The sequence below is a fragment of the Streptomyces sp. A1136 genome, assembly GCF_004795055.1.
In the GTDB taxonomy this organism is placed as follows: Bacteria; Actinomycetota; Actinomycetes; order Streptomycetales; family Streptomycetaceae; genus Streptomyces.
On sequence record NZ_SSBJ01000011.1, the window covers coordinates 49796 to 71431 of the forward strand.

At 73.0% G+C, this 21636-nt stretch carries 18 protein-coding genes; 15 read left to right on the forward strand and 3 right to left on the reverse strand.

Going from position 1 to position 21636, the window contains the following annotated elements; all coding sequences use genetic code 11:
* Window positions 1–5: 5 nt before the first annotated feature.
* Window positions 6–1169, forward strand: a complete 1164-nt coding sequence (locus E6R62_RS13110) for a serine hydrolase domain-containing protein (RefSeq protein ID WP_136213558.1) — start codon at window positions 6–8, stop codon at window positions 1167–1169.
* Window positions 1170–1273: 104 nt separating this feature from the next.
* Here E6R62_RS13110 and E6R62_RS13115 read toward each other — a convergent pair whose 3' ends face one another.
* Window positions 1274–2899, reverse strand: coding sequence for a penicillin-binding transpeptidase domain-containing protein (locus E6R62_RS13115; protein WP_136213559.1), 1626 nt, complete (start codon window positions 2897–2899; stop codon window positions 1274–1276).
* Window positions 2900–3043: 144 nt separating this feature from the next.
* On the reverse strand, window positions 3044–4708 hold the full coding sequence (locus tag E6R62_RS13120; RefSeq protein WP_240801655.1) for a dolichyl-phosphate-mannose--protein mannosyltransferase: 1665 nt from the start codon (window positions 4706–4708) through the stop codon (window positions 3044–3046).
* Between the two features lie 180 nt (window positions 4709–4888).
* Here E6R62_RS13120 and rsmI point away from each other — a divergent pair, with 180 nt between their 5' ends.
* The 12 genes from rsmI to E6R62_RS13180 all read left to right on the forward strand — a co-directional run bounded on the left by rsmI (window position 4889) and on the right by E6R62_RS13180 (window position 19728).
* Window positions 4889–5785: a 16S rRNA (cytidine(1402)-2'-O)-methyltransferase gene (rsmI, locus tag E6R62_RS13125; RefSeq protein ID WP_206308716.1), complete on the forward strand. Its 897-nt coding sequence runs from the start codon at window positions 4889–4891 to the stop codon at window positions 5783–5785.
* Between the two features lie 273 nt (window positions 5786–6058).
* Window positions 6059–6448 (forward strand): hypothetical protein, encoded by a 390-nt coding sequence (locus E6R62_RS13130; RefSeq protein WP_240801656.1) that lies wholly within the window; start codon window positions 6059–6061, stop codon window positions 6446–6448.
* 42 nt (window positions 6449–6490) lie between these two features.
* Window positions 6491–7369 carry a TatD family hydrolase gene (locus E6R62_RS13135; RefSeq protein ID WP_136213562.1) on the forward strand — a complete coding sequence of 293 codons (879 nt, stop codon included), beginning with the start codon at window positions 6491–6493 and terminating at the stop codon, window positions 7367–7369.
* Between the two features lie 135 nt (window positions 7370–7504).
* Window positions 7505–9214 carry a ubiquitin-like domain-containing protein gene (locus tag E6R62_RS41725; protein WP_276615568.1) on the forward strand — a complete coding sequence of 570 codons (1710 nt, stop codon included), beginning with the start codon at window positions 7505–7507 and terminating at the stop codon, window positions 9212–9214.
* Window positions 9211–10113 carry a 16S rRNA (adenine(1518)-N(6)/adenine(1519)-N(6))-dimethyltransferase RsmA gene (rsmA, locus tag E6R62_RS13145; protein ID WP_136213563.1) on the forward strand — a complete coding sequence of 301 codons (903 nt, stop codon included), beginning with the start codon at window positions 9211–9213 and terminating at the stop codon, window positions 10111–10113. The genes E6R62_RS41725 and rsmA overlap by 4 nt, the downstream gene beginning before the upstream one ends.
* The gene (locus E6R62_RS13150) at window positions 10110–11015 is read left to right on the forward strand and encodes a 4-(cytidine 5'-diphospho)-2-C-methyl-D-erythritol kinase (RefSeq protein ID WP_136213564.1); all 906 of its coding nucleotides are present in this window, start codon (window positions 10110–10112) and stop codon (window positions 11013–11015) included. Before rsmA ends, E6R62_RS13150 begins: the two co-directional genes overlap by 4 nt.
* Window positions 11016–11093: 78 nt before the next feature.
* Window positions 11094–12890 carry an ABC-F family ATP-binding cassette domain-containing protein gene (locus tag E6R62_RS13155; protein ID WP_136213565.1) on the forward strand — a complete coding sequence of 599 codons (1797 nt, stop codon included), beginning with the start codon at window positions 11094–11096 and terminating at the stop codon, window positions 12888–12890.
* Window positions 12891–13049: 159 nt separating this feature from the next.
* A complete protein-coding gene (locus E6R62_RS13160; RefSeq protein ID WP_136213566.1) occupies window positions 13050–14711 on the forward strand; it encodes a PQQ-binding-like beta-propeller repeat protein in 1662 nt (553 codons plus the stop codon).
* Between the two features lie 43 nt (window positions 14712–14754).
* Window positions 14755–16506, forward strand: a complete 1752-nt coding sequence (locus E6R62_RS13165) for a PQQ-binding-like beta-propeller repeat protein (RefSeq protein ID WP_136213567.1) — start codon at window positions 14755–14757, stop codon at window positions 16504–16506.
* A 126-nt stretch (window positions 16507–16632) separates the two neighbouring features.
* A complete protein-coding gene (locus E6R62_RS13170) occupies window positions 16633–17325 on the forward strand; it encodes a response regulator transcription factor (RefSeq protein ID WP_136213568.1) in 693 nt (230 codons plus the stop codon).
* A 154-nt stretch (window positions 17326–17479) separates the two neighbouring features.
* Window positions 17480–18439, forward strand: a complete 960-nt coding sequence (gene galE, locus E6R62_RS13175) for a UDP-glucose 4-epimerase GalE (RefSeq protein ID WP_136213569.1) — start codon at window positions 17480–17482, stop codon at window positions 18437–18439.
* Window positions 18440–18957: 518 nt separating this feature from the next.
* A complete protein-coding gene (locus tag E6R62_RS13180) occupies window positions 18958–19728 on the forward strand; it encodes a response regulator transcription factor (RefSeq protein ID WP_240801643.1) in 771 nt (256 codons plus the stop codon).
* On the opposite strand, the gene E6R62_RS41730 is transcribed toward E6R62_RS13180, so the two are convergent.
* A complete protein-coding gene (locus E6R62_RS41730; protein WP_136213571.1) occupies window positions 19687–20184 on the reverse strand; it encodes a MarR family winged helix-turn-helix transcriptional regulator in 498 nt (165 codons plus the stop codon). The two genes, E6R62_RS13180 and E6R62_RS41730, sit on opposite strands and share 42 nt — an antisense overlap.
* A gap of 175 nt (window positions 20185–20359) precedes the next feature.
* On the opposite strand from E6R62_RS41730, the gene E6R62_RS13190 reads away from it, so the two are divergent.
* On the forward strand, window positions 20360–21217 hold the full coding sequence (locus tag E6R62_RS13190; protein WP_136213572.1) for a trans-aconitate 2-methyltransferase: 858 nt from the start codon (window positions 20360–20362) through the stop codon (window positions 21215–21217).
* 1 nt (window position 21218) lies between these two features.
* Window positions 21219–21581, forward strand: a complete 363-nt coding sequence (locus E6R62_RS13195; RefSeq protein WP_136213573.1) for a VOC family protein — start codon at window positions 21219–21221, stop codon at window positions 21579–21581.
* The last annotated feature ends 55 nt before the right edge of the window (window positions 21582–21636 follow it).

The following is a 21636-nucleotide window of genomic DNA, read 5'->3' on the forward strand; positions in this document are numbered from 1 at the left end:
CGCTCGTGAACATCCAGGGTGAGGTGGCGGAGGGCTTCGAGCCCGTCCGTGAGGCTTTCGTACGCAACTTCGAGGTGCTCGGGGACCGGGGCGCGGCCGTCGCCGTGTACCGGGACGGGCGCCGGGTCGTCGACCTGTGGGCCGGGACGAAGGACGCGGACGGGACCGAACCCTGGCGGGCGGAGACCGCGCAGGTGGTGCGGTCCGCGACCAAGGGCGTGTCGGCGGCGGTCCCGTTGCTGCTGCACCAGCGGGGGTTGCTGGATCTGGACGCGCCGGTCGGGACGTACTGGCCGGAGTTCAAGGCGGGCGGCAAGGAGCGCGTACTCGTACGGGACCTGCTCGCCCACCGCGCCGGGGTACCGGCGTTGGACCGGCCGCTGACCCCGGCCGAGGCCGTCGACGGGGTGTCGGGGGCGCGGGCGGTCGCCGAGCAGCCGGCGTTCTGGGAGCCCGGCACCGAGCACGGCTACCACGCGCAGACGTACAGCTGGCTGCTGTCGGAGCTGGTGCTGAGGGTGACCGGGGAGACGATCGGCGCCTGGCTGGCGCGGGAGGTGACCGGCCCGCTGGGGCTGGACTTCTGGATCGGCCTGCCGGAATCGGAGGCGGCGGCCGGCCGGGTGGGGCGGGTGGCCGCCGTGGAGCCGCCGGAATCGGCGGGCGCGCTGCGAACGCGACCGCGCAGGAACGTTTCGCAGGCGTACGCGGACCCGCAGTCGCTGACGCGGCGCGCCTTCGCGGCGATCGACCCGCTGCCCGACGAGAACGCCCCCGAGTACCGGGCGGCGGAGCTTCCGGCCTCGGCGGGGATCGGGACGGCGCGGGCGCTGGCCGGGTTCTACGCGGCGCTGCTCGGGGACACCGAGGACGGCGCCCGACTCTTCGACCCGCGGACGACGGCGCTGGCGTCGCGCGAACTGTCGTCGGGCCCGGACCGGGTGCTGGTGGTGAACACCCGCTTCGGGCCGGGGTTCATGCTGCACGGCCCGGCGTCGCCGCTGCTGTCCCCGGCGTCGTTCGGCCACCCGGGGCGGGGCGGCTCGCTGGCGTTCGCGGACCCGGAGGCGGGCATCGGCTTCGGCTACGTCACGAACGCCCTGGCCCCGTCGGTCACCGCGGACCCCCGCGCCCAAGCGCTGCTCCGGGCCCTGCGCCTGGCCCTCTGACCTTCCCGCCGCGCCCCTCGCGCCCCTCGCACTCGCTCGGCCCGGCCCCGGTCTCGGCGGCGGACCGGGGCGGGGCGGACCGGGGCGGGGCAGAGGACAGGTCGTCAGGAGTGGACGCGCAGTACGGCCGCCACGATCGGGCCCGCCGCGTCCGCGCCGTGGCCGCCCGATTCGACCATGGCCGCCGCCGCCACGTCGTCGCTGAAACCGGTGAACCAGCTGTCCGGGCTGACGCCGTCCACCTCCGCCGAGCCGGTCTTGGCGCCCTTGTCGCCGCCGACCGAGGACATCACCCCCGCGGCCGTCCCGTTGGACGCCGTCAGCCGCATCATCGAGAGCAACTGCTGCCGCACCGCCGGCTTCATCCCGCGCGCCGCCTCGGCTATCGGTCGGCCGTCCAGCTCCGCCGGGACCAGCAGCGGCTGGTGGAACCGGCCGCTGCGCGCCGTGGCCGTGAGGGACGCGACGTTCAGCGGGTTCATGGTGATGTCGCCCTGGCCGATGTACTCCGCCGCCGCCTCCGCCCCCGTCGCGACGGGGACCTTGCCGTCGACCGACTTGATGCCCGTCTTCCAGTCCAGCCCGATGCCGAAGACCTCCTGGGCCTCCTTCGACAGCGCCGCGTCGTCCTTGACGTCGTCGATCTGCTTGATGAAGGCGGTGTTGCAGGACTTGGCGAAGCTGGTCGCGAAGCTCGCGCCGGGCAGCGCGAAGTCGTTCAGGTTGTGGAAGGCGCGGCCGCCCCAGACCGCTTCCTTGACGCACTCCGCCGGCCGGTCGGCCGCCGCCTTGCCCCGGTCGAGCAGCATCTCCGCCGTCACGATCTTCATCGTCGAGCCGGGGGCCCGGGCACCGCGCATGGCCGCGTTGAAGCCGTCCTTGCGGTTGTTCGCCACGGCCAGGACGTGGCCGGTGCTCGGCTGGACGGCGACCACCGAGGACTCCGGGTACCCGGCGACGGCCTTCTCCGCCGCCGCCTGCACCCGCGCGTCCAGGTACGTCTTGAGCGTGGCGGGCTCGCCCTCCGCGAGGGTCAGCAGGGTCCGCTTCGGCGCCGCCGCCTCGGCGGGCTCGATCCACAGCTCCGCGCCGGGTTTGCCGCCCGCCTTCGCGCCGTAGGTCTGTCGCAGCTCGGCGAGGACCGGCCCCAGCGAGGGGTACTTCTCCGCCGTCAGCTCCTCGCCGGTGTGGTCCACGGCCTTGACGGGCGCGCTCGCGGGCGCCCCGGCGCGCAGTCGCTCGCCCTTTTGGAGCTGCGGGTGGAGGACCGAGGGCTGCCAGTCGACCAGCGGTTTCCCGCTGGTGAGACCGCGTACGACGGTCAGCCGCGAGTCGTACGCGAGGGGCTTGGTGGCGCCCTCGTACGTCACCTCGGCCTCGACCTTGAACGGCACGGTGGCGCCGTTCGGCGTGCCGGGGGTGATCACGGCCTTGGACACGTACGCCTTGGTCTTGAAGTCGGCGACCGCCCCATGGGCTTCCTGCGCGTTGTTCGTCAGGTCGGCGGCCGCGCGCTCGTCCCCCGAGGCCCAGGCGGCGAGGAAGGCCTTCGCGGTCTGCGCCGTTTCCTTGGCCGTCGGCGGTCCGCTGTTCTTGGCGGCGGCCTCGACGCCGGTCGCGCCGCCGTGGCCCGCGTCCTCCCCGACCAACGCGTACACGCCGTACCCGCCCCCGCCGACCACCGCGAGGATCACCCCGCCGACGATGGCACCCTTCGCCGCCCCGTTCACTTGCGTCCCCTCCCCGACCACCGTCCCTGAACATGTTCAAGAACTCTTTGGTGTGGACCTTACGCGGTGTGCGACGGCGGGGCCCGCCCCGTTACCGGACCGCGACGTCGTGGCCGGTTCCCGCTCCCGCGCGGGATCGGGGCCTCACACCCAGGTGTCCAGCCACATCCGGCCGCGCCAGGAGTCCAGTGGGATGCTCTGGCCCGTGTAGATCGGCCAGAAATAGATGAAGTTCCAGACGATCAACAGGACCAGGACACCCGCGCCGATCGCGCCCAGGGCCCGGCGGCGTTCCGACGACCCCGCCGGTCCCAACAGCGCTCCGATCATCATCGTCACCGCCAGGCACAGGTACGGGACGAAGACCACCGCGTAGAAGTAGAAGATCGTCCGCTCCTGGTAGTTGAACCAGGGGAGCAGACCCGCGGCCAGGGCGCACGTGATCGCACCCGCCCGCCAGTCGCGGCGGAAGAACCAGCGCCACAGCACGTACAGCAGCGCGAAACAGCCCGCCCACCACAGCAGCGGCGTGCCCAGGGCCAGCACCTCGCGGGCGCACTTGCCCGTCGTGGTCGTCGGGCAGCCGTCCGTACCCGGCGCGGGGGACTCGTAGAAGTAGGAGACGGGCCGGCCCAGCACCAGCCAGCTCCACGGGTTCGACTCGTACGTGTGACCCGAGGTCAGGCCCACGTGGAACTTGTAGACCTCGGTCTCGTAGTGCCACAGGCTCCGCAGCCACTCCGGCAGCCAGGACAGCGAGCTGTGCCGGTCGTTCTTGGCGGCCCAGTCGCGGAAGTAGCCGCCCCTGCCGTCGTCCGGGCTCAGGAGCCAGCCCGCCCAGGAGGCCAGGTAGACGCCGATCGCCACCGGCACGGTCGAGAGGAAGGCGGGCAGCGCGTCGCGGCGCAGCATCGCCGCGTACGGGGCGCCGGCGCCCGCCGTGCGGCGCGCGGCCGCGTCCCACAGCACCGTGAGGACCCCGAAGAAGGCCAGAACCACCAGGCCGTTCCACTTCGTGCCGAACGCCAGGCCCAGACAGACGCCGGCCAGCAGCCGGTACGGGCGCCACCCCAGCCGCAGCGTCTGCGCGACGAGCGCGTCCGGCCGGGTGCGGCCCTCGCCGTCCACCGGCAGCGCCGCGGCGAGCCGTGCCCGGGTCCGGTCCCGGTCGATGAGCAGCGCCCCGAAAGCGGCCAGCACGAAGAACATCAGGACCAGGTCGAGCAGCGCGGTCCGGCTCATCACCAGGTGCAGCCCGTCCACCGCCAGCAGCGCGCCGGCCAGGCAGCCCAGGAACGTCGAGCGGAACAGCCGGCGGCCGATCCGGCACAGCATCAGGACGGACAAGGTGCCCAGCAGGGCGGTCATGAACCGCCAACCGAAGGGATCGAAGCCGAACATCCACTCGCCGAGACCGATCACCCACTTCCCGACCGGCGGGTGGACGACGTAGCCCGGCTCCAGCGGCAGCGCCACCCCGTTCGGGTCGGCGAGGATCGACTTGTCGACGTCCTTGGGCCAACTCGCCTCGTAGCCCTGCCGGATCGTGGCCCAGGCGTCCTTCGCGTAGTACGTCTCGTCGAATATCACCGCCTTCGGGCTGCCAAGGTGGACGAACCGCAGCACCCCCGCCACCAGCGTCACCAGCAGCGGCCCCACCCACGCCATGACGCGCTGCCACCGCTCGCGCGCGGCGACCGGCACACCGAGCGCCGTCCACAGCTGCTCGGAGGGGCGGGCGTACGGCGGCACGAGGCGGCTGCCGACGTCCGCGCCCCGCGTGCGCGGGGCGTAGCCGAAGCCGCGCAGGCGACGGAGCCAGACGGGCGGATCGGGTTCGGAGCCGTGTCCGCCCGGCGGGACGGGCGGGGCCCCCGCGGGGCTGGGCGGCGGCGTCGCGGTACTGGTCACCGGGTCATCGTAGGGAACTCCCCTGTCGGAACCCCAGTGGCTGCGCGAGTCAGGTGGGACGGCTGAGAGGATGGACGGGTGACGACTGACCAGCCCCGCGCCGCCGAAGCCCCCTCCACCGCCGGCGTGCTCGTGCTCGCCGGGACCCCGATCGGTGACCTCGCCGACGCCCCGCCCCGCCTCGGGGCCGAGTTGGAGCGGGCCGACGTGATCGCCGCCGAGGACACCCGGCGGCTGCGCCGGCTCACCCAGGGCCTCGGCGTGCACACCACCGGGCGCGTGCTGTCGTACTTCGAGGGCAACGAGTCCGCCCGCACCCCCGAGCTGGTCGAGGCCCTGGAGTCCGGCAAGCGGGTGCTGCTGGTCACCGACGCCGGGATGCCCTCGGTCTCCGACCCCGGCTACCGGCTCGTCGCCGCCGCCGTGGCCAAGGACATCAAGGTCACCGCCGTTCCCGGCCCCTCCGCCGTCCTGACCGCGCTCGCGCTGTCGGGGCTGCCCGTGGACCGCTTCTGTTTCGAGGGGTTCCTGCCGCGCAAGGCCGGCGAGCGCCTCGGTCGGCTCCGCGAGGTGGAGGGCGAGCGGCGCACGCTCGTCTACTTCGAGGCCCCGCACCGGCTGGACGACACCCTGGCCGCGATGGCCGAGGTGTTCGGCGAGGGCCGCCGGGCCGCGGTGTGCCGCGAGCTGACGAAGACCTACGAAGAGGTCAAGCGCGGCGGTCTCGGCGAGCTGGCGGCCTGGGCCGCCGAAGGCGTGCGTGGCGAGATCACCATCGTCGTCGAGGGCGCACCGGCCGCCGCGCCGGGAGACGTGGACGACGAGGAGCTGGTGCGCAGGGTGCGGGTGCGAGAGGAGGCGGGGGAGCGGCGCAAGGAGGCCATCGCGGCGGTCGCCGCCGAGGTCGGCGTACCCAAGCGCGACGTCTTCGACGCGGTCGTCGCGGCAAAGAATGCGGCCCAAAAGGTGCCGTAGATCGGTAAAGGGATAACCTGAAAAGCAAAGCTCAGACCGGGTAGCGGGCTCTTTTGGCATGAGTGGGCCAAAGTCCGCCCAACACTGGACAGGGCCTGATGCGCTCCCGCCCGAAGAGGCGTCCACTGGCAATGCACCAGTGGAACAAGAGGAGCTGGCATGAGTGAGATCGCCGAGACCCCCGCACCCGCTACGACCGCAGCCACCGCCATACCCACCGCCCCGTCGAGGCCGGCCGCGCACATCGTGCACGAGGCGTACTCGTTCGCCTGCATGAAGTGCGGATTCGGCTGGGAGCAGGGGTACGAGATCGAGCACCACGTGAACGGCCGGGGCGAGCCGTTCATCGTGTACACGGTCAACAGCGAGCGGGTCCCCTCCCCCCTGTCCAACCCGACGTGCATGAACTGCGACGGCCACGTGGTCCGCATCATGCGCGAGGGACAGGTCAAGTCGGTTCTCGGCCTGCTCGACCAGCTCTACCAGCAGGCCATCCCCGCCATCGCCGGGCCGCCCCCGGCCATGTACGACGCCCCCCGCCCGCCCCGGCAACGCAGGAGCGTCGTCCCCGACCACCCCGCCCCCGGCCCGGTCGTCGCGGAGGAGGCCGAAGGCCGGCGCGTCGGGCCGCTGGCCCGGCTGCGGAGGCGCTTTCGGAAGTGAGCGGCGGGACCAGCCCGCCCGACCGGTCATAAGATCGGCCTCATGAGCCGTACCCCGAACGACGCGCCGCCCCCGCTGCCCGAACCGCTGCGGGTGGCGGTCGCCGACTCCCACACCCACCTGGACATGCAGTCCGGAACCGTCGAAGAAGGCCTGGCCAAGGCCGCCTCCGTGGGCGTGACGACCGTCGTCCAGGTGGGTTGCGACGTGAAGGGATCGCGCTGGGCCGCCGAGACCGCCGCCGCGCACGAGAACGTCCACGCGGCCGTCGCCCTTCACCCGAACGAAGCGCCCCGCATCGTGCACGGGGACCCCGGGGGACACGGGCCCAGGCAGGGCGCCCGGGCCGGCGGCGGCGAGGGCGCGCTCGACGACGCGCTGGCCGAGATCGACGCCTTGGCCGCGCTCCCGCACGTCAAGGCGGTCGGCGAGACCGGACTCGACTACTTCCGCACCGGACCCGAGGGCATGGCCGCGCAGGAGCGTTCGTTCCGCGCGCACATCGAGATCGCCAAGCGCCGGGGCAAGGCCCTGGTCATCCACGACCGTGACGCCCACGCCGACGTGCTGCGCGTCCTGCGCGAGGAGGGCGCCCCGGAGCGGACCGTCTTCCACTGCTACTCCGGCGACGCCGCCATGGCCCGGGAGTGCGCGGCCGCCGGCTACTACATGTCCTTCGCCGGGACCGTCACCTTCAAGAACGCCGCGTCGTTGCGCGAGGCGCTCGCCGTGGCCCCGTCGGAGCTGGTGCTCGTCGAGACGGACGCCCCGTACCTCACCCCCGCGCCGTACCGGGGCCGGCCCAACGCCCCCTACCTGATCCCGCTGACGGTACGGGCGATGGCGGCGGTGCGCGGCATCGACGAGGACGCGATGGCCACCGCCCTGGCCGCCAATACCGCCCGCGCCTTCGACTACTGAGACGTCCGTACGACCCGGCGTAGGCCCCCCGTGCCCCGACACGCTGGGTAGCCGTCCGACTTTGGTGCGTGACGCCCCTTCCCGCTAAGGTGCCGTGCCCGAACCAGCGGGTGCCGGACACGTGGAGCGAGCGTCGTGAGCGAGACACAGGGCAGTGGCGGACACCGCCGTGGCGGCCGCGCCGTGCAGACGGCCGCTCGCCGGCCGGCCGGCGAGCGGGACGGATGGGGTGCCGACGCGGCGGAGCCGCCCCCGGCCGCCCTGGCTCCCGACCCGACCTGGGCCGATCCCGGGCCCTGGTCGCCCGACGGGCACCCCGGCGGCCCGGACGGCCGGGGCGACGACCCGTACGACGGTCATGGCGAGGGCCCCTACGGGAGCCGTCCCGGCGGTCCGCTCGACGGTTTCTTCGCCCCCCGCGCCGACCCCGAACCGCCCGCGCCCCGGGAGCCCGACCCCGGCAGTCCCCGACCCGAGCCCGACCCCGGCCTCCCCGCCCCCCGCTCCGCCCGGCGCCGCAAGGGCCGCGGCCACACCACCACCCCGCACGAGGCCCCGTACCGCACCCCCCCGGAGGAGCCCCCCGGACCCGGCCGACGCCGCCGCCCGGAGACCGGCCCCACCGTCCGGCCCCCCACCGCTCCCGGCCCCTCCGAGACCGGGCGCCGGCGCCGCGGCGAGAGCCCACCGGCCGATCCCGCCCCCGCCCCGGCGGGCACCGGAAGACGCCGCGCGGCCCCCGCCCCGGCCGGCCCCGACCAGTGGCGCCGCATCGTCCCCCAGGCCCTCGTCGTCGCCTTCCTCGCGGGCGGCACCACCGCGTTCGTCGCCGCCGACAAAACGGTCCGCCTCACCGTCGACGGCGTACCCCGCACCCTCCACACCTTCGCCGGCGGCGTGGACGACCTGCTCGCCGCCGAACACCTCGGCGTCGGCCCCCACGACCTCGTCGCCCCCGGCCGGGAAACGGCCCTCGAAGACGGCGAAGAAGTCGTCGTCCGCTACGGGCGCCCCCTCCACCTCACCCTCGACGGACAGCGCCGCCAGGTGTGGACCACCGCCCGGACCGTGGACGGCGCCCTGCGCCAGCTCGGAGTCCGCGCCGAGGGCGCCTACCTCTCCGCCCCCCGCACCACCGCCGTACCGCGCGCCGGACTCACCCTGACCGTCCGCACCGAACGCGGCGTCACCTTCATGGCCGACGGACGCGAGACCACCATCCGCACCAACGCCGCCACCGTCGCGGAAGCCCTCGGCCAGGCCGGCATCACCCTGCAAGGCCAGGACACGACATCCGTCCCCCCGGACTCCTTCCCCCGCGACGGGCAGACCGTGACCGTGCTGCGGATCACCGGCACCCGGGAGGTCCGCGAGGAACGCATCCCGTTCGAGACCGAGAAGGCGCAGGACGACAGCCTGTTCGTCGGCACCGAGCTGGTGGAACGCGCGGGCCGGCCCGGCGCCCGCCGGGTCACCTACAGCCTGCGCACCGTCAACGGCGTACAGGAGAAGCCCCGCCGGATCGCCGACGAGGTCGTCCGCCAACCCGTCACCCAGCTCGTCAAGGTCGGCACGAAGCCGCTGCCGGCCTCCGTCGCGGGCGCGGACGACCTCGACTGGGACGCGCTGGCCCAGTGCGAGTCGGGCGGCCGGCCCTCGGCGACCGACGCGTCGGGCACCTACGGCGGCCTGTACCAGTTCGACGTGACCACCTGGCAGAGCCTGGGCGGCAGCGGCCGTCCCCAGGACGCCCCGGGCCCGGAGCAGACGTACCGGGCCAAGAAGCTCTACGTGCAGCGGGGGGCGACTCCCTGGCCCCACTGCGGCCGTAGGCTTTACCGGTGAGCACCGCAGAGCAGCAGCCCCACGAGACCCCTTCCGACGCCCTCCTCGGCCCGGCCGACATCCGGGAACTGGCCGCCGTACTCGGCGTCCGGCCGACGAAGCAGAAGGGCCAGAACTTCGTCATCGACGCCAACACGGTCCGCCGGATCGTCCGCACCGCCGAGGTACGGCCGGACGACGTGGTCGTGGAGGTCGGTCCGGGTCTGGGCTCGCTCACCCTCGCGCTGCTGGAGGCCGCGGACCGGGTCACCGCCGTGGAGATCGACGACGTCCTCGCCGCCGCGCTGCCCGCCACCATCGAGGCGCGGATGCCGCAGCGCAAGGACCGCTTCGCGCTCGTGCACTCCGACGCCATGCTCGTCACCGAGCTGCCCGGCCCCGCGCCGACGGCGCTCGTCGCGAACCTGCCCTACAACGTGGCCGTGCCCGTCCTGCTCACCATGCTCGACCGTTTCCCCAGCATCGAGCGGACACTGGTGATGGTGCAGGCGGAGGTCGCCGACCGGCTCGCCGCCGAGCCGGGCAACAAGGTGTACGGGGTGCCCTCGGTCAAGGCCAACTGGTACGCGCACGTCAAGCGGGCCGGGTCCATCGGCCGCAAGGTGTTCTGGCCCGCCCCCAACGTCGACTCCGGCCTGGTCTCGCTGGTCCGCCGTTCCGAGCCGATCAAGACCACCGCCTCCAAGGCGGAGGTCTTCGCGGTCGTCGACGCGGCCTTCGCGCAGCGCCGCAAGACCCTGCGCGCCGCCCTCGCCGGCTGGGCGGGCTCCGCGGCGGGCGCCGAGGCCGCGCTGGTGGCCGCGGGCGTCTCCCCGCAGGCCCGCGGGGAGTCCCTGACGGTGGAGGAGTTCGCCGCCATCGCCGAGCACAAGCCGGCCGCCGAGAGGCCCGCGCTGTGAGCCGCCCCGTGACCGTACGGGTCCCCGCGAAGGTCAACGTCCGGCTGGCGGTCGGCGCCGCCCGGCCCGACGGCTTCCACGACCTGGCGAACGTCTTCCTCGCCGTGTCCCTCTACGACGAGGTGACCGCGGCGCCCGCCGACGGGCTGACGGTGACCTGCGAAGGACCCGACGCCGACCAGGTCCCCCTGGACCGGGGCAACCTCGCGGCCCGCGCGGCGGAGATCCTCGCCAAGCGCAGCGGCATCCTGCCGGCCGTGCACCTCCACATCGACAAGCGCATCCCCGTGGCCGGCGGCATGGCCGGAGGCAGCGCGGACGGCGCGGCGGCCCTCCTGGCCTGCGACGCCCTGTGGGGGCTGGACACCCCCCGCGCCGAACTGCTGGACATCTGCGCCGAGCTGGGCAGCGACGTCCCGTTCAGCCTGGTCGGCGGGGCGGCGCTCGGCACGGGACGCGGGGAGATCCTCACACCGGTCCCGGCCGGAACCTTCCACTGGGTCTTCGCGGTCGCGGACGGCGGGCTGTCGACGCCGGCCGTGTTCCGCGAGTTCGACCGGCTCGCCGAGGGGCGGGACATCCCGGCGCCCGAGGCCTCCCCGGCGCTGCTGGACGCCCTCGCCTCCGGCGACCCGGACGCGCTCGCCGCGACACTGGCCAACGACCTCCAGCCCGCGGCGCTGTCGCTGCGGCCCCGGCTCGCCGACACCCTCGCGGCGGGCACGCGCGCCGGAGCCCTGGCCGGCCTGGTCTCGGGCTCCGGCCCCACCACCGCCTTCCTGGTGCGTGACGCGGAGTCCGCCGCGCGGGTGGCCGCCGCCCTGGAGGCCTCCGGGACCTGCCGCACCACCCGCGTGGCGACCAGCCCCGCCCCCGGAGCCACCGCCCTCCCGGAGGGTTAGGCTGAGGGGCTGATCCACAGCTGATCCACACCCTCTCCCGGACACCGGCCGGGGGGACCCCCACCTGGAGCGCGTCTGATGGCCGTCAATCTGGTCAATGTCGAGGCAGTCAGCAAGGTGTACGGCACCCGTACCCTGCTCGACGGCATCTCCCTCGGCGTGTCCGAGGGAGACCGCATCGGCGTCGTCGGCCGCAACGGCGACGGCAAGACCACCCTCATCCGGATGCTCGCCAAACTGGAGGAACCCGACACCGGACGTGTCACCCAGTCCGGCGGGCTGCGCATGGGTGTCCTCACCCAGCACGACTCCCTGGACCCCCAGGCCACCGTCCGCCACGAGATCATCGGCGACATGGCCGACCACGAGTGGGCCGGCGACGCCAAGATCCGCGACGTGCTGACCGGTCTCTTCGGCGGCCTCGACCTGCCCGGCTTCGGTCAGGGGCTCGACACCGTCATCGGCCCGCTCTCCGGCGGCGAGCGCCGCCGTATCGCCCTGGCCAAGCTCCTCATCGCCGAGCAGGACCTCCTCGTCCTCGACGAGCCGACGAACCACCTCGACGTCGAGGGCATCTCCTGGCTCGCCAAGCACCTCCAGGAACGCCGCTCCGCACTCGTCTGCGTCACCCACGACCGCTGGTTCCTCGACCAGGTCTGCACCCGCATGTGGGACGTCCAGCGCGGAGCCGTCCACGAGTACGAGGGCGGCTACAGCGACTACGTCTTCGCCCGCGCCGAACGCGAACGGATCGCCGCCACCGAGGAGTCCAAGCGGCAGAACCTCATGCGCAAGGAGCTCGCCTGGCTGCGCCGCGGCGCCCCGGCCCGCACCTCCAAGCCGCGCTACCGCATCGAGGCCGCCAACGAGCTCATCGCCGACGTGCCGCCGCCGCGCGACACCTCCGAGCTGATGCGCTTCGCCAACGCCCGCCTCGGCAAGACCGTCTTCGACCTGGAAGACGTCACCGTCCAGGCCGGCCCCAAGATCCTGCTCAAGCACCTCACCTGGCACCTCGGCCCCGGTGACCGCGTCGGCCTGGTCGGCGTCAACGGCGCCGGCAAGACCTCCCTGCTGCGCGCCCTCGCCGCGGCCGCCCGCACCCAGGGCGAGGAGCAGCCCGCGGGCGGCAGCGTCACCGTCGGCAAGACCGTCAAGCTGGCCTACCTCTCCCAGGAGGTCGGCGAACTCGACCCGTCGCTGCGCGTCCTGGAGGCCGTCCAGCGCGTCCGCGACCGCGTCGACCTCGGCAAGGGGCGCGAGATGACCGCCGGTCAGCTCTGCGAGCAGTTCGGGTTCACCAAGGAGAAGCAGTGGACGCCGGTCGGGGACCTCTCCGGCGGCGAGCGGCGACGGCTGCAGATCCTGCGCCTGCTGATGGACGAGCCCAACGTCCTGTTCCTCGACGAGCCGACCAACGACCTCGACATCGAGACCCTGACCCAGCTTGAGGACCTCCTCGACGGCTGGCCCGGTTCGATGATCGTCATCTCCCACGACCGGTTCTTCATCGAGCGCACCACCGACACCGTGATGGCGCTCCTCGGCGACGCCTCCCTGCGGATGCTGCCGCGCGGTCTGGACGAGTACCTGGAGCGCCGCCGGGCGATGATCGAGGCCGCCGCCCCGGCGCCCGCCCCCGCGGCCGTCAAGTCCTCGTCCTCGGGCGACGCGCGCGCCGCCAAGAAGGAGCTCCAGAAGATCGAGCGGCAGCTCAACAAGATGTCGGACCGCGAGTCCAACCTGCACGCGCAGATCGCCGAGAACTCCACCGACTACGACAAGGTCGCCAAGCTCGACGCGGAGCTGCGCGAACTCATCGCAGAACGGGACGAGTTGGAAATGCGCTGGCTGGAGCTGGCCGAAGAGGCCTGAGCCGCGCCGCGCACGGCCGCCTGCCGGCCGGATAACGGCCACGTCACGGGCCGGTCCTCCCTTGGGAACAGGGCGTGGACCGGCCCGATGTATGTCCGGCGTCAGTGATAGAAAGGTCATCCTCCCGTCACGACCGTCCGACGCCGAAGGTATGCGCTGATGACCGAGCCGCCCCAGCCGCCGCCGAACCAGCCGCCACCGCCTTCCGGTTACGGCCACCTGCCCGGCCCGCCGCAGCCCGCCCAGGTACCCCCGCCGGGTGCGAACCCGTACGCCCAGCAGCCCCCCACGGTCCCTCAACCCCAGGCCGGGCAGGCGCACTTCCCGCAGCCCGGCTACGGCTACCCGCCGGCCCCCGGCGCCACGCAGGGCATGCCCGGCGTCCCCGGCGACCCCGCCGGGCGCCGGCGGAAGCTGGTCGTCACCATCGCCGCCGTCGCGGCCGCCACGATCGTCCTGGGCACCGGCGCGTACTTCGCCTTCGGCCGGGACGGCGGCGGCTCCCCCAAGCCTCCTGTAGCGCAGGGCAGTACGCCCGCCGACGACAAGCCCTCCGATTCGCCCTCCGTCGACACGGGCGACGGAAGCGGCAACGGCAGCGGCGACCAGGAGGACTTCAACGCGGGGCGCAAGCCCGGCGAGGACAAGGTCCTCTGGTACAAGAGCGCCAAGATCGACGGACCGGGCGCGGGCATTCCCGCGCAGGGCCAGTGGGTCGTCGGCGACTCCGTCGTCAAGACGGTGGGCAAGTCCCTCGTCGGCTACCAGGTCACCGACGGCCAGCAGAAGTGGAAGCTCGATCTGCCGGCCGACGTCTGCGGGACCACCGACCAGACCACCGGCGACGGCAAGACCGTCATCGTGCTCAAGAACGGCGACGACGGCGCGGCCGACTGCGGCGTCGTGAAGCTGGTCGACCTCAAGACGGGCAAGGAGGTCTGGACGAAGACGGTCGAGCAACAGAACCTCTTCGACACCTCCATCGACGGCTACCCGAGCATCGTCGGCGACACCGTCGCCGTCAACCGGAGCATCTCCACCACGGCCTTCAAGATCAGCACCGGTGACAAGCTCTTCACGGGCAACGTCCCCGAGGGTTGCAAGCCGCGGTCGTACATCGGTGGCGGCAACGCCAAGATGATCGGGATCGCCACCTGCGAGGACGCCGACCGCATCGTCGAGGTCCAAGGCATCGACCCGGTCACCGGCAAGAAGGGCTGGACCTACCGCCTGCCCAAGGGGTACGCCGTCAACAGCGTCTACTCCGTCGACCCCGTCGTCCTCGATGTCGGCAACCGCGACAGCAAGGAACGGGCGATCGTCTCCCTCGGGCCCGACGGGCAAAAGCGCGCGAGCATGTCGGCCGAGGGTTCCTTCGCGACCTGCCCGTCGGGGGTCGAAGGCCGGCAGGGATGCGGTACCTCCGCCGTCGCCGACGACACCCTGTACCTGGCGACGGGGACCGCGACCGGAGCCAAGTCCAACGAGATCGTCGCCTTCGACCTGGGCACCGGCAAGGCGAAGTGGCGCACGTCCTCCGGGGACAACGCCCGCATCCTCCCGCTCGGGACCGAGAAGGGGCGGCTCATCGCCTACCGCAAGAGCTTCTCCTCCGACCTGGGCGGCGAGATCGTCGCGGTGCCGGCCGCCGGCGGCAACCCCACCGTGTTGCTGCACAATCCTTCGGGACCCGCCTCGAAGGTCGAGAGCGCGTTCTACTCCCCGCAGCTCGGCTACGTGGACGGCCGGTTCTTCCTGTCCGTCACCCGTCTGCAGGCCGACGGCAAGGACGAGAAGCTCCTGATGGCCTTCGGCAAGTGAACGAGTCCACCGAGCCGCCCACCGAGAGGCAGTAGATCCCCCCATGAGCACGCCGAGCACCCCGCCGCCGCCGAACCAGCCGCCCCCCGGCGGCTACGGCGCACCGCCGCCGCCGAACCAGCCGCCGAACCAGCCCCCTTCCGGCGGTTACGGCGCGCCGCCGCCGGTTCCGCCCGTGCCGCCGCAGGCCCCGCAGCAGCCCCCGACCGTCCCGGTGGCCGCGCCCGGGCAGCCCTCCTACGGCTACCCCCCGCAGGCACCGGCCGGCTACGGCTACCCGCAGCAGCAGCCCCCCGGCTTCCCCACCGTGCCGCAACCGGCCGCCGGCCAGGGCGGCGGCTCGGGCGGCGGCGGTGACAAGCGCACCCAACTGATGATCGTCGGTGCCGCGCTGCTGGCCATGGTCCTCATCATCGGAGGCGGTTTCTGGTACGTCTCCGGCGAGGACGGCGGCGGCACGAAGCCCGTCGCCAAGGGCGACCCCAGCGGCTCGTCCGGCAACAACAAGGGCCCCGCGCCCCAGGGCGGCACGGAGAAGGTGCCGGCCAACCCCAAGTCGCGGACCCTGATCAACGTCCCCAGCCCGACCCCCGATGACGTCGTCTCCGTCGACGGCTCCTGGCTCACCGACAGCACCTACGTCAAGTCCGACGTGGCCAAGGTCGTCGGGTACAACCTCGTGGACGGCGGCAAGAAGTGGGAACTCCCGCTCCCCGCCCAGATCTGCGGCGCGACCAAGCACGTCAGCGACAACAAGACGGCCATCCTCTTCCAAGAGGGCATGGCCAGTGACAGCAACAAGTACCCCCAGTGCACCCAGGTCGGCGTGATCGACCTCGACACCGGCAAGCTCCTCTGGTCCGGTACCGCCAAGTCCCAGACCAACGGCGACAAGCCCGTCCCCTTCACCGAGGTCACCCTCAGCGGCCAGACCGTCGCCGCCGGCGGCCTGCGCGGCGGCGCCGCCTGGAACCTCACCGACGGCAAGTCCCTGTGGACGCCCAAGGCCGACGCCGACGGCTGCTACGACCTCGGCTACGCGGGCGGCGAGGCCCTCGCCGTCCTCCGCAAGTGCGGCCACGACCCGAACGAGACCCTGACCGCGCAGACCCTCGACCCCGCCACGGGCGCGCCGAAGGCCTCGTACAAGCTCGCCCCCGGCATCGAGTGGGCCGGCATCATCTCCACCAAGCCGCTCATCGTCGCCGCCAACGTCGGCAACACCGCCAAGAACGCCACCAACGTCAGCGACCTCTTCGTCGTCGACGACGCGGGCCAGCTCAAGTCCCGCATCGGGCTCTCCAGCGGCAACTACGCGCCGGACTGCCCCGCGACCGAGGTCGAACAGTGCACCGGCATGGTCGTCGGCAACGGCAAGGTCTACCTGCCGACCTACGAGCACCAGGGCGCGTCGTCCTCCGTCGGCCGCACCAACGAGATCGTCTCCTTCGACCTGGAGACGGGCAAGGGCACCACCGACCGCGCCGACGCCGGTGAGCGGTACACGATGTTCCCGCTGCGCATGGACGGATCGAACATCATCGCCTACAAGGAGCCCCCGTACGACGGAGGCGGCCAGATCGTCAGCATCGACGGCAAGACGATGAAGCAGACCGTCCTGATGCAGAACCCGTCGGACAAGAGCACCCACAGCGCCGAGACCCAGTTCGTGGTCGACCACTCGGAGTTCCGCTACCACAACGGGCACCTCTTCATCGCCCGCACGATGGTCCGCAAGCCCTACGGCAGCGCCGGCGACCCGGAGCACCTCTTCGTGTCCTTCGTCGCCAACTGACCGCCCTTCCCGCACGCGAGCCCCCGGACGACCCAACGCTTCCGGGGGCTTTCGCGCGGTAACCGGGACGCCCCGTCGAACAAGCGTGTAGCTTGCCGGGTCAGGAGGAACGGGGAGGGTGCCCTGATGGGCGTACGGGTCATGGTGGTCGACGAGCACCGCCTGCTGGCCGAGGCGCTCGCCTCGGCCCTCAAACTGCGCGGCCACCGGGTCCTCGCCGCGGCCGCGCCCGCCGCCGGTGCGGCCGAACTGGTCATCAGCCGCGCCCCCGAGGTGTGCCTCTTCGGCACGGCCACCCCCGCCGAGCCGGCCGTCTTCGAACCCGTCGTCCGCATCCGGCGCGAGCGCCCGCAGATCGCCGTCGTGGTCCTCGGCCCGGTGCCGAGCCCACGCGGGATCGCCGCCGCGTTCGCCGCCGGCGCGTGCGGGTACGTACGCCACGACGAGCGCATCGAGGGCGTGGAACGGGCCTTGTCCAAGGCGCGGGCGGGGGAGGTCGCCATCGCCCCGCAGCTGTTGCAGGGCGCCTTCGCGGACCTGCTCAACCCCGCCGTCCAACCCGACGACGAGGGGAGCCGGCTGCTGCGCCTGCTCACCCCGCGCGAGGTGGAGGTACTGGTCCGGGTCGCCGAGGGCGAGGACACCCGGCTCATCGCGGCGGGCATGGCCATCGCGCCCAGCACCGCCCGCACGCACGTCCAACGGGTGCTGATGAAGTTGGGCGTGGGCTCGCGGTTGGAGGCGGCCGCGCTGGCCGCCCGTACCGGCCTCCTGGACCGGGCGGCGCCGCCCGTGTGGCCGCCGGCCGGCCGGGACTGAGGGCCGGTCCCACCGGAACCCGGTGGGCGGGCGCTCCGAGTCGCGGGGGATTGGGGCAGGATGTCCGGGGCGGATTTCCCCGGAGGCCCCCGATCCGGTAATCCGGACCCAGCACGCGGTCCAGCGTGCGTCACCCCGCGAGAGGCAGCAGCAAGTGAGCAAGTACCTGGTCACGGGCGGCGCCGGATATGTGGGCAGCGTCGTCGCCGCCCACCTCCTGGAAGCCGGCCACGAGGTCACCGTCCTCGACAACCTTTCCACCGGCTTCGGCGAGGGCGTCCCCGCGGGCGCCACCCTGATCAACGGGCGCATCCAGGACGCCGCCGAGTACCTGGACCCCTCCTTCGACGCCGTGCTGCACTTCGCGGCCTCCTCGCAGGTCGGCGAGTCCGTCACCAACCCCGGCAAGTACTGGGACAACAACGTGGGCGGCACCCTGGCCCTGCTGACCGCCATGCGCGGGGCGGGCGTGCGCAAGCTCGTGTTCTCCTCCACCGCCGCCACCTACGGCGAGCCCACCGAAGGCCTGCTGACGGAAGCGTCGGTGACCGCGCCGACCAACCCCTACGGCGCCTCCAAGCTTGCCGTCGACCACATGATCGCGGGGGAGTGCGTGGCACACGGCCTGGCCGCCGTGTCGCTGCGCTACTTCAACGTGGCGGGCGCGTACGGCGAGTTCGGCGAGCGGCACGACCCCGAGACGCACCTGATCCCGCTGGTGCTCCAGGTCGCGCTCGGGCAGCGCGAGTCCATCTCCGTGTTCGGCGACGACTACCCGACCCCCGACGGCACCTGTGTCCGCGACTACATCCACGTCGCCGACCTCGCGCAGGCGCACCTGTCGGCGCTTCGCGTCGCGACCGAGGGCGAGCACCTGATCTGCAACCTCGGCAACGGCAGCGGCTTCTCGGTCCGCGAGGTCATCGAGACCGTCCGCAAGGTCACCGGCCGGGAGATCCCCGAGATCGTCGCCCCGCGCCGCCCGGGCGACCCGGCGGTCCTGGTGGCCTCCGCCCGCACGGCGCACGAGCGCCTCGGCTGGACCCCCACCCGCTCCGACCTCACCGGCATCGTGACCGACGCGTGGAACTTCGCGCGCGGCCACCACTCCTGACCGACCCGCACGTCCCGACCGGTCCTCGCACCGGCGACCGGTCCGCGCCCCCCTGCCCCGGGGGGCGCTCGCGTCCGCGCCGGTGACGCCCGGCGGTGGGGGCGCGGGCGAATGGCTCGCGCGCCATGGCCGGGCGCCCCGCGCGGGCGCCCGGCGTGTGTACGCCGGGTGAGCCGAGCCGCGTGCAACTGCCCGCGGCACGCGCCGGAGCCCCGACCTCCGCCGGGCCGACCGGGCCGGTGATATCCGGCCATGCCAAAGGCCGTTCGGGGCCGCCGGGCCGGAAAATCGCTCGAAAAACTTCCGCTATTCGGCCAACGCCGGAGCCCACCCGCTCTACGCTGATGCGTGACACCGGTGGGGGCCGGTGTTGATTCAGGGGTCGAGATACGCCGGGTACGGCGTCCGCTCCGGGGTAGTGCAGAGATGTCTCGGCGGCGGCCGCGGCCGCTGCGGATCACCACCCGGTCCGGGCGCCGTACCCGCCGTCGTCCGTTCCCCGACCCGTGGGGGTTTTCGTGGTCCGTATCCGCGTTCTCGTCGTCGACGATCACCGCATCTTCGCCGAATCTCTCGCGGCCGCGCTCGCGGCCGAGCCGGACGTGGACGTGTCCGCGGCCGGCAGTGCTCCCGCCGCCGCGCGCTGCCTCGAACGCGCGGCGGCCGAGGGCCGCCGCTTCGACGTCATGCTCGTGGACGCCGACCTGGGCGCCGCGGCGGGGACCGTGCCCGCACAGCGGGCACCGGGCTCGGGGCCACCGCCGCCGCCCACGGCGGACGGGATCGCGCTGGTCGCGAGTGTGCGCACGGCGCATCCGGGGGTGCGCACGGTGGTCCTAGCCGACCGCGACGACCCCCGCCGGGCCGCGCACGCGCTCCAGGCGGGGGCGTCCGGCTGGGTCGCCAAGGACTGTTCGCTCTCGCGGCTGTTGGCCGTCATCAGAGGCGTCCTGCGGGAGGAGACCCACCTTCCGCCCGCGCTGCTGACCGGGGTGCTGCGGGAACTGACCGCGGCGCGCAAGCACCGCACGGACAGCGAACGGCTGGTGGAGTCGCTCACGCCGCGCGAGCACGAGGTGCTGCGCTGCATGGTGGCCGGGCTGGGCCGCAAGGACGTGGCCGCGCGGCTGTTCCTGTCCCCGCACACCGTCCGCACCCACATGCAGAACGTCCTGGGCAAGCTGGGGGTGCACTCCACGCTCGCGGCGGTGGCACTGGCCCGGCGGGCCGGGGTGCGGCCGGCGGAGCTAGCCGGGGATGTTGTCGAACGGAGCGGTCAGCCTGCGTAGCAGCGCGGCGAGGTCACCGCGCTGGCCCTGGGAGAGCTGGGCGAGGATGGCGCGTTCCTGCGCCAGCAGCCCGGCCAGGGACTGGTCGGCGCGGTCACGGCCCTCGGGGGTCAGCCGGACCAGTACGCCGCGCCGGTCGCTGGGGTCGGGCAGCCGCTCCACCAGGCCTTTCTTGGCGAGCCGGTCGATGCGGTTGGTCATGGTGCCGGAGGTGACCAGCGTCTGGGTCAGCAACTGGCCGGGGGAGAGCTGGTACGGGGCGCCGGCGCGGCGCAGCGACGTGAGGACGTCGAACTCCCAGGGCTCCAGGCCGTGCTCGGAGAAGGCGAGCCGGCGGGCGCGGTCGAGGTGGCGGGCGAGCCGGCTCACGCGGCTGAGCACCTCAAGCGGTTCCACGTCGAGGTCAGGGCGCTCTCGCCGCCATGCCGCGACCAGTCGGTCGACCTCGTCCTCCATGCCGATCAGTGTAAGGGGTCTGTCGATGTGAAGTCTCTTCAATTCAAGGATCTTGGGCACTGGAAATCTCGATCTCGTGTATCTTGACGTCAAGATATATATTCGGCCAGGATGGGAATGGAGGGGCCGGACGGCTTCCGCTTCCAACCGCCCCATCAGCAGGGAGGCTTCGCATATGCATTCCGACACCGCCTCGGTTCCGACACCCGTCGCCACCGCTCCCGTGGCGCCGGTCTGGGACCCCCAGCAGTACCTCCGACACGCCGGACACCGCACACGCCCCTTTCTCGACCTGCTGACCCGCATACCCGAGCTCCCCACCGCCCCCGCGCGCATCGCCGACCTCGGCTGCGGCCCCGGCAACGTCACCGCGCTGCTCGCGGACCGGTGGCCCGATGCCCGCATCACCGGCTTCGACCTCTCCCCGGACATGCTCCGCCGCGCCGGCCAGGACCACGCCGGACCCACCCCCGGCGGCGGATACCTCGACTTCGCACGGGCCGACCTCGCCGACTGGCACCCGGAGGAGTCCTACGACCTGATCGTCTCCAACGCGGCCCTCCAGTGGGTGCCCAACCACCCCGGCTCCTTCGCGGCCTGGATCACCGCCCTGCGGCCCGGCGGCACCTTCGCCTTCCAGATCCCCGGCAACTTCACCGCCCCCAGCCACCGGATGCTCGCCGAGCTCTGCGACACCCCCCGCTGGCGCGACCGCCTCGCCGGCCACGGCGCGCGCTACGTCCACATCCTGGAACCCGCCGAATACCTCGCCCGTTTCACCGAACTCGGCTGCGTCGTCGACGTCTGGGAGACCACCTACCACCAGATGCTGTCCGGCCCCGACCCCGTACTCGACTGGGTCAAGGGCACCGCCCTGCGGCCCGTCCTCACCGAACTCGGCGACGACAAGGCCGCCGTCGACCGTTTCCTCGACGAATACCGGGAAGCGCTGCGCGCCGCCTACCCGCCCGGCCCGCGCGGCACGGTGTTCCCCTTCCGCCGCATCTTCGCCGTCGCCCGCAAGGAGGCCTGACGTGCTCGCCGCGCTCGACCACGTGCAACTCGCCGCCCCACCCGGCTCCGAGGACCTCCTGCGCCGCTACTACACCGACGCCCTCGGCATGACCGAACTGCCCAAGCCGGCCGCCCTCGCCGCCCGCGGGGGCTGCTGGTTCGCCGCCGGACCCGTACAACTCCACGTCGGGATCGAAGACGGCTTCCGGCCCGCCGGCAAGGCCCACCCGGGCCTGCGCGTCACCGGCATCGAGGCCTACGCCCGCCGGCTGCGCGAGCACGGCGCCGAGGTGCACTGGGACGGCGACCTGCCCGGACACAAGCGGTTCTACTCGCACGACCCCGTGGGCAACCGCCTCGAATTCCTCGAACCCCTCGGCTGACCGCACGACGGCGCCCCGCCACCGGACATCCGGTGACGGGGCGCCGTCTCGGGTA